Origin of the sequence: Bacillus sp. RC51 (assembly GCF_044908115.1) — a bacterium.
GTDB classification, from domain to species: Bacteria; Bacillota; Bacilli; order Bacillales; family Bacillaceae_G; genus Bacillus_A; species Bacillus_A mycoides.
Map to the genome: position 1 here is coordinate 1 of NZ_JBIYCW010000010.1, position 15918 is coordinate 15918.

Annotated in this window: 13 protein-coding genes; 7 read left to right on the forward strand and 6 right to left on the reverse strand. The window is 35.5% G+C overall.

Annotated features, from left to right (window positions below):
- Positions 1-298: 298 nt before the first annotated feature.
- The 6 genes from gyrA to dnaA form a co-directional block, all read right to left on the reverse strand.
- Complete coding sequence (gene gyrA / locus ABH959_RS19055) at positions 299-2770, reverse strand: DNA gyrase subunit A (RefSeq protein ID WP_002016488.1); 2472 nt, start codon at positions 2768-2770, stop codon at positions 299-301.
- 88 nt (positions 2771-2858) lie between these two features.
- The gene (gene gyrB, locus ABH959_RS19060; RefSeq protein WP_002034986.1) at positions 2859-4781 is read right to left on the reverse strand and encodes a DNA topoisomerase (ATP-hydrolyzing) subunit B; all 1923 of its coding nucleotides are present in this window, start codon (positions 4779-4781) and stop codon (positions 2859-2861) included.
- A 38-nt stretch (positions 4782-4819) separates the two neighbouring features.
- On the reverse strand, positions 4820-5947 hold the full coding sequence (gene recF, locus ABH959_RS19065) for a DNA replication/repair protein RecF (protein ID WP_002016486.1): 1128 nt from the start codon (positions 5945-5947) through the stop codon (positions 4820-4822).
- A gap of 12 nt (positions 5948-5959) precedes the next feature.
- Complete coding sequence (gene yaaA, locus ABH959_RS19070; protein ID WP_002016484.1) at positions 5960-6172, reverse strand: S4 domain-containing protein YaaA; 213 nt, start codon at positions 6170-6172, stop codon at positions 5960-5962.
- A 128-nt stretch (positions 6173-6300) separates the two neighbouring features.
- Positions 6301-7446, reverse strand: coding sequence for a DNA polymerase III subunit beta (dnaN, locus tag ABH959_RS19075; RefSeq protein WP_002016482.1), 1146 nt, complete (start codon positions 7444-7446; stop codon positions 6301-6303).
- A gap of 182 nt (positions 7447-7628) precedes the next feature.
- Complete coding sequence (gene dnaA, locus ABH959_RS19080) at positions 7629-8969, reverse strand: chromosomal replication initiator protein DnaA (protein WP_002016481.1); 1341 nt, start codon at positions 8967-8969, stop codon at positions 7629-7631.
- Between the two features lie 563 nt (positions 8970-9532).
- Between dnaA and rpmH the strand changes: the two genes are divergently transcribed.
- The 7 genes from rpmH (at position 9533) to rsmG (ending at position 15819) form a co-directional block, all read left to right on the forward strand.
- Positions 9533-9667: a 50S ribosomal protein L34 gene (gene rpmH / locus ABH959_RS19085; RefSeq protein ID WP_002068706.1), complete on the forward strand. Its 135-nt coding sequence runs from the start codon at positions 9533-9535 to the stop codon at positions 9665-9667.
- 76 nt (positions 9668-9743) lie between these two features.
- On the forward strand, positions 9744-10091 hold the full coding sequence (rnpA, locus tag ABH959_RS19090; RefSeq protein WP_002089963.1) for a ribonuclease P protein component: 348 nt from the start codon (positions 9744-9746) through the stop codon (positions 10089-10091).
- A gap of 52 nt (positions 10092-10143) precedes the next feature.
- Positions 10144-10911 (forward strand): YidC family membrane integrase SpoIIIJ, encoded by a 768-nt coding sequence (spoIIIJ, locus tag ABH959_RS19095; protein ID WP_002089960.1) that lies wholly within the window; start codon positions 10144-10146, stop codon positions 10909-10911.
- A complete protein-coding gene (gene jag / locus ABH959_RS19100; RefSeq protein ID WP_404493058.1) occupies positions 10908-11525 on the forward strand; it encodes an RNA-binding cell elongation regulator Jag/EloR in 618 nt (205 codons plus the stop codon). The genes spoIIIJ and jag overlap by 4 nt, the downstream gene beginning before the upstream one ends.
- 227 nt (positions 11526-11752) lie before the next feature.
- Positions 11753-13129, forward strand: coding sequence for a tRNA uridine-5-carboxymethylaminomethyl(34) synthesis GTPase MnmE (gene mnmE, locus ABH959_RS19105; RefSeq protein WP_113708782.1), 1377 nt, complete (start codon positions 11753-11755; stop codon positions 13127-13129).
- 58 nt (positions 13130-13187) lie between these two features.
- Entirely contained in the window at positions 13188-15077 is a 1890-nt protein-coding gene (mnmG, locus tag ABH959_RS19110) for a tRNA uridine-5-carboxymethylaminomethyl(34) synthesis enzyme MnmG (protein WP_113936108.1), read from the forward strand.
- A gap of 22 nt (positions 15078-15099) precedes the next feature.
- Entirely contained in the window at positions 15100-15819 is a 720-nt protein-coding gene (gene rsmG / locus ABH959_RS19115; RefSeq protein ID WP_002016472.1) for a 16S rRNA (guanine(527)-N(7))-methyltransferase RsmG, read from the forward strand.
- The last annotated feature ends 99 nt before the right edge of the window (positions 15820-15918 follow it).

A 15918-nucleotide genomic window follows, 5' to 3' on the forward strand; every position in this document is an offset into this window, starting at 1 on the left:
ATGTATTAGGCACGCCGCCAGCGTTCATCCTGAGCCAGGATCAAACTCTCCAATAAAGTTAGTTTGTCTAGCATCTAAAAATAAAAATTGACGTTTCACGTTGTTTGTTTCGTTTAGTTTTCAAAGTTCAACATCGCGTTTCAGCGACTTTTATAATATATCATAGTATATTATTTTCGTCAACAAGTTTTTTTCGATAACTTGTATCTCTCATTTGCTGACTTTTCCTATTATATACACTTTCCTATTGCTATGCAAGTATTATTATAAAAAATAAGAGGGGGAGAAATCCCCACTCTTACTCTTCAGAAGAATCCTCTTCATTAGATTCTTCTTCTTCATCTTTTTGCGCTTTTGCTACTGTCGCTACCTCTTGCTCATCTTCTAATCGAATTAGACGAACACCTTGTGTATTACGTCCCATTTGAGAAATTTGATCAACCGGCATACGAATAATAACGCCTGCTGCTGTAATTAACATAATGTCTTCTTCGCCTGTTACAGACTTAACCGCTACTAACTTACCGTTTTTATCTGTAATATTACAAGTCTTCAGACCTTTACCACCACGACTTTGCAGGCGGTATTCATCAATCGGTGTACGCTTTCCATAACCATTTTTCGTTACAATTAGAACATTTACATCCTCTTCGACAATTTCCATACCTACAACTTGATCTTCATCACCTAATGTAATTGCTTTTACGCCAGCCGCATTACGTCCCATTGAACGCACATCTTGCTCATTGAAACGAATTAACATACCGTTACTTGTCCCAACGATAATATCCTTATCACCAGATGTTAAGCGTACAGAGATTAATTCATCCTCTTCACGAAGAGAAATTGCAATTAAACCATTTGTACGTATATTGGCAAATGATGAAAGTGGTGTTCTCTTAGAGATACCTTGTTTCGTTGTAAAGAATAAGAACTGGTCGTCACCAAATTCACGAATTGGAATAATAGCGTTGATCCACTCACCCTTATCTACCCCTAATAGATTAATAATCGGTATACCTTTTGCTGTACGACTATACTCTGGAATTTCATATCCTTTTGTACGGTATACTTTACCCTTGTTTGTGAAGAATAAAATATGATCATGAGTAGACGTTGTTAATAAATGTTCAACAAAGTCATCATCATTCGTACCCATTCCTTGTACACCACGTCCCCCACGGTTCTGTGTTTTGTACGTAGAAGCCGGTAACCTCTTAATATAACCATTATGAGTAAGCGTAATTGCGATATTTTGTTCTGGGATTAAATCTTCATCCTCTATAGCTTCCATACCGCCAATTGTAATTTCTGTTCTTCTCTTATCATTAAAACGCTCTTTTACTTCAGCTAATTCCTCGCGAATAATTTCAAGAACTTTTTCTTCGTCTGCTAAAATTGCTTTTAACTCTGCAATTATCTTCATTAAATCTTGATATTCTTGTTCGATTTTTTCGCGTTCTAATCCAGTTAAACGTTGCAAACGCATATCTAAAATCGCTTGCGCTTGTTTCTCACTTAAGCCGAAACGTTCCATTAAACCTTGTTTTGCAATATCAGCTGTTTTTGAACTACGGATTAAAGTAATAACTTCATCAAGATGATCTAAAGCAATTCGTAAGCCTTCTAAAATATGAGCACGCGCTTCTGCTTTCTCTAATTCATAAGCAGTACGTCTACGAATCACTACCTTTTGATGCTCTAAATAATAATATAGATTTTGTTTTAAATTTAAGACTTGTGGCTCTCCATTTACAAGAGACAACATATTAATACCGAAGCTTGTTTGGAGTGCTGTATGTTTATATAGATTATTTAATAGTACATTGGCATTGGCATCACGACGTACTTCCATAACAATACGCATACCATTTCGATCTGATTCATCACGTAAATCTGTAATACCTTCAATTTTCTTATCACGAACTAGTTCTGCGATCTTTTCAATTAATCGCGCCTTATTAACTTGATAAGGTAGTTCTGTTACGATAATAGTTTGTTTACCATTTGCTTTCTCTTCAATTTCAACTTTAGCACGAAGTATAATAGAACCGCGACCTGTTTCGTAAGCTCTTCGAATTCCACTTCGCCCTAAGATTAAACCTGAAGTTGGGAAGTCTGGCCCAGGAATATATTCCATTAATTCCGCGATAGTGATATCAGGGTTATGACTTAATGCCAACACACCATCAATTACTTCTCCAAGTTGATGCGGTGGAATGTTTGTTGCCATACCAACCGCAATACCCGTCGTACCATTGACTAATAAGTTAGGGAAACGCGCTGGTAATACAACTGGCTCTCTTTCAGAACCATCGTAGTTATCTTGATAATCAATTGTATTCTTTGTAATATCGCGTATTAATTCCATAGAAATCTTAGACATTCTTGCTTCTGTATAACGCATTGCTGCCGCTGAATCTCCATCAACAGAACCGAAATTACCATGTCCATCAACAAGCATGTAACGTTGACTAAAATCTTGTGCCATACGTACCATTGTTTCATAAACAGCTGAATCACCGTGCGGGTGATACTTACCAATTACTTCGCCGACAATACGCGCCGACTTCTTATATGCTTTATCAGCTGTAATTCCTAAATCATTCATCGCATATAAAACCCTACGATGAACTGGTTTTAATCCATCACGAACATCTGGTAATGCACGAGACACGATAACACTCATTGCGTAATCTAAAAATGAGGTACGCATTTCATGACTAATATTAATTTCTCGAATTCGTGCTTGTTGTTGATTGTCTGACATCAACGAGCACCTCCTCTTACATTTCCGTTACACATACATTGATTTATATGTAGAAGACAGGAATACTTAGATTCCTGTCATTACTTACTTAAATATCAAGGTTTTTCACGTATTTTGCATTTTCTTGGATAAAGTTACGACGCGGCTCTACTTTATCACCCATCAAAATTTCAAATGTTTCATCCGCTTCAATTGCATCTTGAAGGGAAACTTGAAGTAACGAACGTACTTCTGGGTCCATTGTCGTCTCCCACAGCTGAGTTGGATTCATTTCCCCTAGACCTTTATAACGCTGAATCCCAGGCTTAGGTTGAGCTGGTAATTCAGCTAGTATTTTTTCAAGTTCTTTATTGTTATAGGCATATTGAATTTTTTTACCTTGTTGTACTTTAAACAACGGTGGCTGTGCGATATATATATATCCACACTCAATGATTTGACGCATATAACGATAGAAGAACGTTAATAATAGGGTACGAATATGTGCACCATCAACATCGGCATCTGTCATAATAATAACTTTATGATAGCGAGCTTTTTCAATAGCAAAATCCCCACCAATATTTGTACCGATTGCTGTAATAATTGTACGAACTTCATCATTTGATAAAATCTTATCTAAGCGTGCCTTTTCAACGTTAATAATTTTACCCTTCAGTGGTAAAATCGCTTGAAAATGACGATCGCGTCCTTGTTTTGCAGATCCGCCCGCAGAGTCACCCTCCACGATATAAATTTCGCTAATTGCTGGATCTTTAGAAGAACAATCAGCTAGCTTCCCTGGTAAACTTGAAACTTCTAGAGCACTCTTTCGGCGCGTTAGTTCACGAGCCTTTTTAGCCGCTACACGTGCACGTGCTGCCATAGTCCCTTTATCTATAATTTTACGTGCAACATTGGGGTTTTCTAGTAAGAACTTTTCAAACGCCTCTGAGAATACAGACTCTGTAATCGTTCTCGCTTCACTATTTCCAAGTTTCGTCTTTGTTTGTCCTTCAAATTGTGGATTTGGATGCTTAATTGACACGATTGCTGTTAAGCCTTCACGAACATCTTCACCAGTTAAATTACTATCCGCATCTTTTAAAATATTATTTTTACGACCATAATCGTTAATTACACGTGTTAGAGCAGTCTTAAAACCTACCTCATGTGTACCGCCTTCATACGTATGAATATTATTTGTAAATGAATAAATATGATTTGTGTAGCCTTCGTTATATTGAAGAGCAACCTCAACCTGAATCCCATCTTTTGAACCGTCAACATATACAGGTTCTTCATGAATCGGTTGTTTTGAACGATTTAAATGTTCAACATATGATTTAATTCCACCTTCATAATGGAATTCTTTCTTTTGCTTATGTTCACGCTTATCTTCAATTGTTAATTTAATATTACGATTTAAAAACGCCAACTCACGCATACGAGTCGCTAATGTATCAAATTCGTATTCTGTCGTCTCTGTAAAAATTTCTGAATCTGGCTTAAAGCGTGTGATCGTTCCTGTACGATCAGTTTCACCTATTACTTTTAAATCTGCAGCCGGGACCCCACGTTCATATTTTTGATAGTGTATTTTTCCATCTCGATGTACAAATACCTCTAATTCTGTTGATAAAGCATTTACAACAGATGCACCTACACCATGCAAACCACCAGAAACTTTATAACCACCACCGCCAAATTTACCACCGGCATGGAGTACCGTCATAATAACTTCTACAGCGGGACGTCCCATTTTTTCTTGTATACCAACAGGGATACCACGGCCATCATCTGTTACAACAATACTATTATCTTCTTCAATACTGACATTAATTTCATCACAATATCCTGCTAAAGCTTCATCAATACTGTTATCAACAATTTCCCATACGAGGTGATGAAGACCTTTTCCACTTGTAGAACCGATATACATACCAGGACGCTTTCGAACTGCCTCCAGTCCTTCTAACACCTGAATCTGACTTTCATCATATGCATTTTCCTGCATTTGCTTTTGTTCCATTGACACAAAGATCACCTACTTTTCCATTTAAACAGAAATTATTTTCTGTCTATTTCACAATCTACCGTGCCGTTCGTTACATGAATTGTTTTCGCTTCTTTCAATGTTTCGTGTTCAATTCCCTCGACACTCGTCGTTGTCACAAATGTTTGTACTTTTCCTTGAATTGTATTTAGCAGATGCGATTGACGATAATCATCTAATTCTGATAACACATCATCTAGTAAAAGAATTGGATATTCCTTAACCTCTGAGTATATCAATTCAATTTCAGCCAATTTTAGGGATAGTGCGGTTGTTCGTTGTTGTCCTTGTGAACCAAAGACTTGAACATTTTTACTATTAACGAAGAATTGTAAATCATCACGATGAGGACCAAGTAAAGTTGTACCACGAAAAATTTCACGTTGTTTCACAGATTGAAAACTTTCATAGTATACTTCTTTTATTTTCGACAAATCCATTGATTCTGATACATCTACACTTGGTTTATAAACGATTTCTAACTCTTCTAATCCCCTGCTAATTCCGCGATGAATTGGAGCAGCCCATTCTTGTAGTAAATGCAAAAACTCAAAACGTTTTCGCAAAATTTTTGCACCATGCTCAATAAGTTGAAGTGTAAATACATCCAACATCGTTTCCTCGTTTTTACTATTCCCTTGCATCTTCTTAAGTAAATGATTTCGTTGCGTGAGTACCTTTTGATATTGACTTAATTCATACAAATAGACCGGAGCTATTTGTCCAAGTTCCATATCCAAAAAGCGTCTTCGTACTTGAGGGCTTCCTTTTACAAGATTTAAATCTTCTGGGGCAAACATAACAACATTCATTTCACCAATATACTGGCTCAATTTTTGTTGTTCTAACTGATTTAACTTTGCCTTTTTACCTTTTTTTGAAATATTTAATTCTAAGGATACTGAACTATTTCGCCTTTGTAATCTACCTTTTATATTACCATAATCCTCATCCCAACGGATGAGTTCACGATCGTTCGAAGTTCTATGAGATTTCGCCATCGCCAATACATAAATAGCTTCCATCAGATTCGTTTTCCCTTGCGCATTTTCACCAATAATTACATTGACTTTATCCTCAAAGGAAAGCTCTAAATGCTCATAATTGCGATAGTTTTTTAATTGTATTTCTGTAATAAACAAAGGGATCCCCCTTTATGCCTGAACTTGGAAAGTTCCGCTTCCCGGAATTTCAACAATATCATTTGCATATAACTTTCGGCCTCTTCTATTTTCAAGTTCTTGATTCACGTATACTTCATATTCTTGTAAGAACCATTTCACAGCGCCACCTGTATCAATTACATCAGCTAACTTTAAAAATTGTCCTAGTGTAATGTATTCTGTTGAAATCTTAATAAGTTTCATAAAATCGCTCACTTTCTGAAAGTGTTCATTCTTTCATTGTACTAAATAAACTAGCATTAGGAAAGTAATACCCCACAAATCAAATAAGGGTCACTAGTACCTTTACACTAGCAACCCTTAATCCTTACTTAGTAAGTACGGACTGGTAAAATTAATTGGATAATGGAATCATCATTTACTGTGCGAATTAAAAACGGTCTCATCGCTCCAGTAAAACTAACTTTAATTTCTGTACTGTCTAAAGCCTTTAATGCGTCCATCATATATTTTGCACTAAAAGATATTTTTAATTCTTCTCCATCTACATTTTCACATTGAACCTCTTCTACTACTTTTCCGATTTCTGGTGCATTCGAAGAAATCTCTAACATCTGTTGTTCTAATGTCGATAATTTAACAACGTTGTTACGACCATCTCTTGCTAACAACGACGCACGATCAATCGCTTGTAAAAATTCTTTTGTATTTACAAATATATCAGTTTTACTTTCAGCTGGAATTAAACGCGTTGTATCTGGATAATTTCCTTCTAATAATCTTGAGAAGAATAATAAATGTTTTGTACGGAATAATACTTGATACTCCGTAATAACGATATCTACCATTTCTTCAGATTCATCTAGAATTTTACTTAATTCACTTAAGCTCTTACCAGGAATAACGACATTCGCTTGAAATTCATCGGCAATATTATACCCTTCGATTTTTGCTTTACGAAGTGCTAGTCTGTGACTATCTGTTGCAATACAAGTTAGCTCGCTGTTATATACCTTCCAGTTTACACCTGTCAAGATCGGTCTTGTTTCAGAACTTGAAACTGCAAATACTGTTTGACGAATCATGTGCTTTAATAAATCTGTTGGAATCTTAAATACATGATGTTCTTCGATTTGTGGTAATAACGGATATTCAGCAGCATCTAAACCATTTAAGTTGAACTCTGATTTTCCAGATTTTATTTTTGTCATAAAATGATTTTCCACAGAAATTTCGACAGTTTCTTTAGGTAATTTTTTTACGATCTCACTAAAATATTTTGCTTGTAAAATAATACTTCCTGATTGTTTAATTTCCACAATTTCTTTTCCAGCATCTTCGACTGGGATAAATGATTCGATAGAGATGTCTGCATCACTACCTGTTAAAGTAACCCCTTCTTCAGTTGCTACAACTTTAATCCCTGTAAGAATTGGAATTGTTGTACGAGAAGAAACTGCCTTCATTACATCTTGTACACTTCTTACAAGATAGTCTTTTTGTATTGTAAAACGCATAACGAAAAACCTCCGGTAAGTATAAGATTTTATTTATTTAATAAAGATAAAAAAGTAGTAGTAATAGTAATAGGGCTTGTGGATATGTGGATAACCCTGTTTAAAGATGTAAAAACAGTCTATCTACATGTGGATAGACTGTGCGTAAAATAAGCTAAGTTATTCACACTATTCAGCTACTACTATTTTAAAATATCCTTAACTTCTTCAACGTGTTTTTGTAATTGAGTATCCGTTTTTAATAGCTTCGAAATTTTTTCGTGAGCATGGATTACTGTTGTATGATCGCGGCCACCAAATTCTTCACCTATTTTTGGCAAAGATGAGTCCGTAAGTTCACGTGATAAATACATCGCAATTTGGCGAGGGAATGCAACGGATTTTGTCCGTTTTTTTGCTTTGAAATCTTCTAATTTTACTTGATAGACGCCCCCAACAGCTTTTTGAATATCAGAAATAGAAATAATTCTAGGTATAGAGTTTGGAATAATATTTTTAAGCGCTTCAGCCGCTAAATCAGCATTCATATCTTTATTAATTAAAGATGAATAAGCTACAACTCGAATAAGTGCACCCTCTAGTTCACGAATATTTGAATCGATTTGATTTGCGATATAAAGCATAACTTCATTTGGTATATCAAGACCTTCTGCTTTTGCTTTTTTACGTAAAATTGCGATTCTAGTTTCTAAATCTGGTGGCGTAATGTCCGTAATTAACCCCCATTCAAAGCGAGAACGAAGGCGATCTTCTAAAGTTGGGATTTCTTTTGGTGGTCTATCACTTGAAATCACAATTTGTTTACTTTCTTCATGTAACGCATTAAATGTATGGAAAAACTCTTCCTGTGTTTGTTCTTTTCCCGCAAGAAATTGAATATCATCTATCAATAAGACATCTACATTACGATATTTATTACGAAAATCGACAGCTTTATTATCACGAATTGAATTAATAAATTCATTTGTAAATTTTTCAGATGATAAATATACAACTTTTGCATTTGGGTTGTGTTCAATTACATAATGCCCAATTGCGTGCATTAAATGTGTTTTTCCAAGTCCAACGCCCCCGTAAATAAAGAGCGGATTATAGGCTTTAGCTGGTGCTTCAGCTACAGCTAAAGAAGCAGCATGTGCAAAACGATTACCAGAGCCAATAACAAATGTATCAAATGTATATTTTGGGTTTAACATACTCTGTGGTAAGTGATTAGACTCATCATGTGCGTGTTTTTGCTTAACAGAAGGGAGATCTATATCCTCTTCTGCCTGACTTTGGGGAATGATAAAACGAATAGCTAGTTTTGCCCCTGTTAAATCATAAAGTGTTTCGGAGATTAGTTCCGAATAGTGAGATTCTAGCCAGTCACGAGCGAATTCATTTGGAGCTGTAATAGTTAATACATCTTTTTTTAAGTTATGAGCAGTCGTTGATTTTAACCATGTTTCATAACTTGGCTTGCTTACCTTTTTTTCTAATTCTTTTAAGGCACTATTCCATAAATCAGAGATATTTTCCAAAGGTGTCCCTCCTTTACAAAGATGGTAAAAGAATAAGGTTGCGCAACAATTGTACAACCTGTAAATATTTCTAATGCATATTTATACGAAACGTATTTTAAAATATAAAAACGTCGTTAGTATCCGAGATAGAGTTTTCGACAAAATAACAAATGTGGACAACTATTTACCCACATGTGATTTAAACTATCCACATGTTATACACAAATTGTGGATAAAATAAAGATGTGGAAAACTTATTCAAAGTGAAAACACAACTATAATATCAAAAAAAAGCAGCTATAGCAATGAATTTAAGAAAGTTATCCACAAAATCAATACCTTGTGGAATAAACTTGTCCACAACACGATATACTGTGTAAAAGCAAAAAAAGGGTTTGTGGATATAAAAAAGAGAAAAAATATTTATCCACAAGGAAATATAGGGACTGTGAAAAAGTATGTGAATAGGTTGAAAATGAATATTTGATGAAAATTTCGAGAACCATTGACATTTTCCTATTTGATTTACTATAATTTATTAGACTGTCTTTAACAGATATTCCTCAGGGAGGTGTCATATAATGAAAAGAACTTACCAACCAAATAAACGTAAGCGCAGCAAAGTACATGGTTTCCGCAGCCGTATGAGCACAGCAAACGGACGTAGAGTGCTTGCAGCTCGTCGTCGTAAAGGAAGAAAAGTATTATCTGCGTAGACCACTGAACGTTCAGTGGTCTTTTTTTCTAATAATAATGAGTTTCCGCTGATGAAATACAGGAGTGTCAAATGATATGAAGAAAAAAAATCGTATAAAAAAGAATGATGAATTCCAGGCTGTTTTCCAAAAAGGACAATCAAATGCCAATCGCCAGTTTGTTGTATACAAATTAGATAAAGAAAAACAGCCGCATTTTCGCATTGGTCTTTCTGTTAGTAAGAAAATAGGAAATGCAGTAGTGCGTAATCGAATTAAGCGTATGATTCGCCAATCGATTATAGAATTAAAAGATGAGATAGATTCTGGAAAAGATTTTGTTATAATAGCAAGGAAGCCTTGTGCAGAGATGACATATGAAGAGTTAAAGAAAAGCTTAATTCATGTCTTTAAACGCTCTGGTATGAAAAGAATAAAAAAGTAGCGTAAGGAAATGAATTACACTATATACATACCGAAACAAGGAGGAGCAGGCTTTGAAAAAGAAAATAGGTTTATTAGCCATGGTTATTATGTTAATGGCAATCGCTACCGGTTGTAGTGAAACAAATCAGCCGATTACACCGAAAAGCACTGGGATTTGGAATGAATATTTCGTATACCCGCTTTCTCAGTTAATCACGTATTTTGCAGAATTATTTGGTAGTAATTACGGTTTAGCAATCGTTGTTACAACTCTTATCATTCGTTTTGCATTATTACCATTAATGATTAAACAAACGAAGAGTACGAAAGCAATGCAGGCGTTACAACCAGAAATGGTGAAATTAAAAGAGAAATATAGTTCTAAAGATCAAGCAACACAGCAAAAACTACAACAAGAAATGATGCAGTTATATCAAAAGAATGGTGTAAACCCATTAGCAGGATGTTTACCAATATTTGTTCAGATGCCTATTTTATTCGCGTTTTATCATGCGATTATGAGAACAACAGCAATTAGTGAACATACATTTTTATGGTTCGATTTAGGACAGGCGGATCCGTTCTATATCCTTCCAATTGTTGCAGCTATTACGACTTTTATTCAGCAAAAGCTTGCAATGGCAGGAACGGCTGGACAAAATCCGCAAATGGCAATGATGATTTGGCTTATGCCAATTATGATTTTAGTCTTTGCAATTAACTTCCCAGCAGCACTATCATTGTACTGGGTAGTTGGTAATATCTTTGGTATCGCTCAAATGTATATGATCAAAGGGCCTGAAATTAAGGCTAGTAAGGCAGGAGGATCAAGCAAGTGAGTATGATTACTGCTAAAGGACAAACAGTCGAGCTGGCAGTACAAGATGCTTTAAGACAATTAAATGCTTCGAAAGATCGAGTAGATATAAATATTATCGATGAGGGTAAGAGGGGATTCCTAGGTTTATTTGGGAATCGCCTCGCTATAGTAGAAGTTGTATTGAAAAAAGATCCAATCCAAGAATGTGAAGAATATTTAAAAAATGTTATTCAAAATATGGGTGTGGAAGTTGAGATTAGAAAAATTGTAAAAGGACGCGAAGTTGAATTTACAATTTTTGGTGAAAATATGGGTGTTTTAATTGGTAAAAGAGGGAATACGTTGAATTCTTTACAGTATTTAACAAAACTTGTTGCGAACCGTAATACAAAGCAATATATTGGTATTACACTGGATGCTGAAAACTATCGTAGTAAAAGAAAAAATACGTTAGAATCTCTTTCCTATCGATTAGCAAAACAAGTAGTGAGTACGAAAAAAAGAGTTGTTCTAGAACCAATGCCTTCTTTCGAACGAAAAATTATTCACCAAGCATTATCTAATCATCAAAATATCATTACAACTTCTGAAGGGAAAGAACCACATCGGTATGTTGTAATATCTTCCAAGTGACCGGTTACTCAATTGAGTGCCGGTTTTTTTGAGGGGAAAATAAATGTGGATAACTAAAAAACACTAAACTTATCCACTGTGAATAAGTTTAGTGTTTTTTACATAAGGACATAATAAAATGAGTTATTATTCTTTTGTAGATAGGTTCGTTATGGTATCCTAATAATTTAGTGACGGAAAAAATTCATGTTGAAATAGAGATAAATAAGCAAGTGAGGTGAAAGGACATGGAATTTGATACAATTGCCGCAATTTCCACAGCACTTGGGGAAGGTGCAATTGCCATTGTTCGAGTAAGTGGGGATGATGCGATTGAGAAAGTCAATCGTATTTTTAAAGGGAAGGATTTAACACAGGTTTCTTCTCATACAATTCATTATGGTCATATTGTCGATTTAGATACAAATCAAGTTATTGAAGAAGTTATGGTGTCCATTATGCGTGCACCAAGGACTTTTACGCGTGAAAATATAGTAGAAATTAACTGTCATGGTGGACTTGTTTCGGTAAATAAAGTATTACAGCTTATTTTAGCGCAAGGAGTACGACTGGCAGAGCCTGGTGAATTTACAAAACGTGCTTTTTTAAATGGACGTATTGATTTGTCACAAGCAGAAGCTGTTATGGACTTAATCCGTGCGAAAACAGATCGTGCTATGAATGTAGCGATTAACCAAATGGAAGGACGATTATCTAAATTAATCGGCCATCTGCGTCAAGAAATATTAGAAACATTAGCTCATATTGAGGTGAATATAGATTACCCAGAATATGATGATGTAGAAGAGATGACGCATAATATTTTAATTGAGAAAGCTACACACGTCCGTGCTGAAATTGCAAAAATATTAGAAACATCGAAGCAAGGAAAGATTTTACGTGAAGGCATTTCTACCGCGATTATCGGTAGACCTAACGTTGGGAAATCATCGCTATTAAATAGTCTTGTTCAGGAGAAAAAGGCAATTGTAACTGATATTGCAGGAACAACTCGTGATGTTATTGAAGAGTACGTTAATGTGCGTGGTGTACCACTTAAACTTATAGATACAGCCGGAATTCGTGAAACGGAAGATATTGTTGAACGAATTGGTGTAGAGCGTTCGAAGGAAATGATGAGCCAAGCAGACTTAGTGTTAATTGTAGTGAACTATAGCGAGGCTTTAACAAATGAAGATGAGGATCTATTCCGTGCCGTACAAGGAAAAGATTTCATTGTCATTGTAAATAAGACAGATTTACCGCAAGAAATTGATATGGAACGTGTTACAGATTTAGCGGTAGGCAATCGTGTTATTACAACATCTTTAATTGAGGAGCAAGGAATAGATGAGCTTGAAAAGGCAATAGCTGATTTATTCTTTGAAGGAACAATTGATTCTGCGGATATGACATACGTGTCTAATGCGAGACATATCGGATTATTAACACAAGCAGGAAGAACAATTAACGATGCAATTGAAGCGATAGAAAATGGTGTTCCGATTGATATGGTTCAAATTGATTTAACAAGAGCGTGGGAAATACTTGGTGAAATTACTGGTGATACTGTCCATGAAAGCTTAATTGACCAATTGTTCTCTCAATTTTGTTTAGGAAAATAAAGTAAAACTTTAATCAGAGATGATTTAGTAAGATAGAGGTTATTAGGAGGAATAAACAATGGGATACAATGCCGGTTCATATGATGTCATAGTAATCGGTGCAGGTCATGCAGGATGTGAAGCTGGTCTTGCGGCAGCACGAATGGGCTCAAAAACATTAATGTTAACAATTAACTTGGATATGGTAGCGTTCATGCCATGTAACCCTTCTGTTGGTGGACCAGCAAAAGGGATTGTTGTTCGTGAAATTGATGCATTAGGCGGAGAAATGGGACGCAATATTGATAAAACACATATTCAAATGCGTATGTTAAATACGGGTAAAGGACCAGCTGTACGCGCGCTTCGTGCACAAGCTGATAAATTCTCTTACCAGCATGAATTAAAGAAAACAATTGAAGAAACACCAAACTTAACGTTGTTTCAAGGTCTGGTAGAGCGTTTAATTATTGAAGATGGTGTATGTAAAGGGGTAATTACGCAAGCTGGTGCTGAATATACAGCGAAAACAGTTGTAATTACAACGGGAACATTTTTACGCGGTGAGATTATTATGGGAGATTTAAAATATTCAAGTGGTCCAAATAATCAGCAACCATCTATTACATTATCTGAACACTTAGAGGAACTTGGTTTTGATCTTGTTAGATTTAAAACAGGTACACCTCCGCGTGTAAACAGTAATACGATTGATTATAGTAAAACAGAAATTCAACCAGGTGATGATAAGCCACGTGCTTTCTCTTTTGAAACGACAAAATTTATTATGGATCAAATTCCATGTTGGTTAACGTATACAAGTACAGAAACACATCGTTTAATAGATGAAAACTTACATCGCTCAGCTATGTATTCTGGTATGATTAAAGGAACAGGGCCTAGATATTGCCCTTCAATTGAAGACAAGGTAGTAAGATTTAATGATAAACCACGTCATCAAATTTTCTTAGAGCCAGAAGGACGTAATACACAAGAAGTATATGTACAAGGCTTATCGACGAGCTTACCAGAAGATGTACAGCGTGCAATGCTTAGAACAATTCCTGGCCTGGAAAATGTTGAAATGATGCGTACGGGTTATGCAATTGAATATGATGCGATCGTACCAACTCAACTATGGCCAACACTTGAAACGAAAAAAATTAAAAATTTATATACAGCAGGACAAATTAACGGGACTTCTGGTTACGAAGAAGCAGCAGGACAAGGGCTTATGGCTGGGATTAATGCAGCGTGTCGTTCTTTAGGTAAAAAAGAAGTTATTTTAGGTCGTGCTGATGCTTATATTGGTGTCTTAATTGATGACCTTGTAACGAAAGGTACAAATGAACCATATCGTTTATTAACGTCTCGTGCAGAATATCGCCTATTATTACGCCATGATAATGCTGACCTTCGTTTAACTGAAGTTGGTCGTGAAATTGGCTTAATTAAAGAAGATCGCTATGAGCGATTTACAAATAAAAAGTTACAAATTGAACAGGAGAAGGAACGGTTAGAGAGTATTTTTATTAAACCGCGCCCTGAAGTTCAAGAATTAATTCGTAGTATTGGCGGAAGTGAATTGAAAGATGGAATACGTGCAAGTGACTTATTACGTCGTCCAGAGGTGACATATGAGCATATTCATCTTTTAGTACCAAGTGAAGTAGCATTAAGCGATGAAATTACGGAACAAGTTGAAATTCAGACCAAGTACGAAGGATACATTGAAAAATCTTTACAGCAAGTAGACCGTATGAAGAAAATGGAAAACAAAAAAATTCCTGTGGATATTGATTATGATGCGATTTCTAGCCTTGCCTCAGAAGCGAGACAGAAATTGAAAGATGTTCGTCCGCTTTCAATGGGGCAAGCTTCACGTATTTCTGGCGTAAATCCAGCTGATGTTTCCATTTTGCTTATTTACATTGAACAAGGAAAAATTGCACGAGTATCGAACCAATAACATAGTAAGGAGATATTGCTAGATGAACATAGAACAATTTCAATCTATGCTAGAAGAGAAGGGTATTTCCCTCTCTTCTAGACAGTTAGAGCAGTTCGGAATCTATTTTGAAACATTAGTAGAGTGGAATGAAAAAATGAACTTAACGGCTATTACGGAGAAAGAAGAAGTATACTTAAAACACTTTTTTGATTCTGTTACAGCGGCTTTTTATTATGATTTTTCGAAACCATTTTCTATTTGTGATGTTGGAGCAGGAGCTGGATTCCCAAGTATCCCTTTAAAAATCTGTTTCCCGCACTTAAAAGTAACAATTGTAGATTCATTACAAAAACGTATTAATTTTTTAAATCACTTAGCGCAAAAGTTAGAATTAAGTGATGTTGCATTTTGTCATGATCGTGCTGAAACATTTGGAAAAAAAGAAGGTGTACGTGAAGCATACGATATTGTAATGGCACGTGCAGTTGCACGTCTTTCTGTATTAAGTGAGCTATGTTTACCACTTGTAAAAGTAGGGGGAACATTCATTGCAATGAAAGGTGCAGCGGCTAACGAAGAAATCGAAAATGGCAAATATGCTTTAGAGGTACTTGGCGGAGAATTGAAAGAAATGTCTACGTTCCAATTACCGTTTGAAGAAAGTGAACGTAATATTTTATTAATCGAGAAAAAGCGCAAGACACCAAAGAAATATCCACGCAAACCGGGAACGCCCAATAAATTACCTATTGAAAAATAAATCTTATTAGACGTAAGATTAAATTATATAAATGAAAACGTAAATGTTTCATAGGAAACATTTTATGTAGAACAGTCAATAGGCCTAAAAGGTGGTGGA

Coding starts and splice junctions, on each gene's coding strand:
- gyrA (WP_002016488.1), bottom strand. CDS start 2,770: ATGTCAGACAATCAACAACAAGCACGAATTCGAGAAATTAATATTAGT.
- gyrB (WP_002034986.1), bottom strand. CDS start 4,781: ATGGAACAAAAGCAAATGCAGGAAAATGCATATGATGAAAGTCAGATT.
- yaaA (WP_002016484.1), bottom strand. CDS start 6,172: ATGAAACTTATTAAGATTTCAACAGAATACATTACACTAGGACAATTT.
- dnaN (WP_002016482.1), bottom strand. CDS start 7,446: ATGCGTTTTACAATACAAAAAGACTATCTTGTAAGAAGTGTACAAGAT.
- rpmH (WP_002068706.1), top strand. CDS start 9,533: ATGAAAAGAACTTACCAACCAAATAAACGTAAGCGCAGCAAAGTACAT.
- rnpA (WP_002089963.1), top strand. CDS start 9,744: ATGAAGAAAAAAAATCGTATAAAAAAGAATGATGAATTCCAGGCTGTT.
- mnmE (WP_113708782.1), top strand. CDS start 11,753: ATGGAATTTGATACAATTGCCGCAATTTCCACAGCACTTGGGGAAGGT.
- mnmG (WP_113936108.1), top strand. CDS start 13,188: ATGGGATACAATGCCGGTTCATATGATGTCATAGTAATCGGTGCAGGT.
- rsmG (WP_002016472.1), top strand. CDS start 15,100: ATGAACATAGAACAATTTCAATCTATGCTAGAAGAGAAGGGTATTTCC.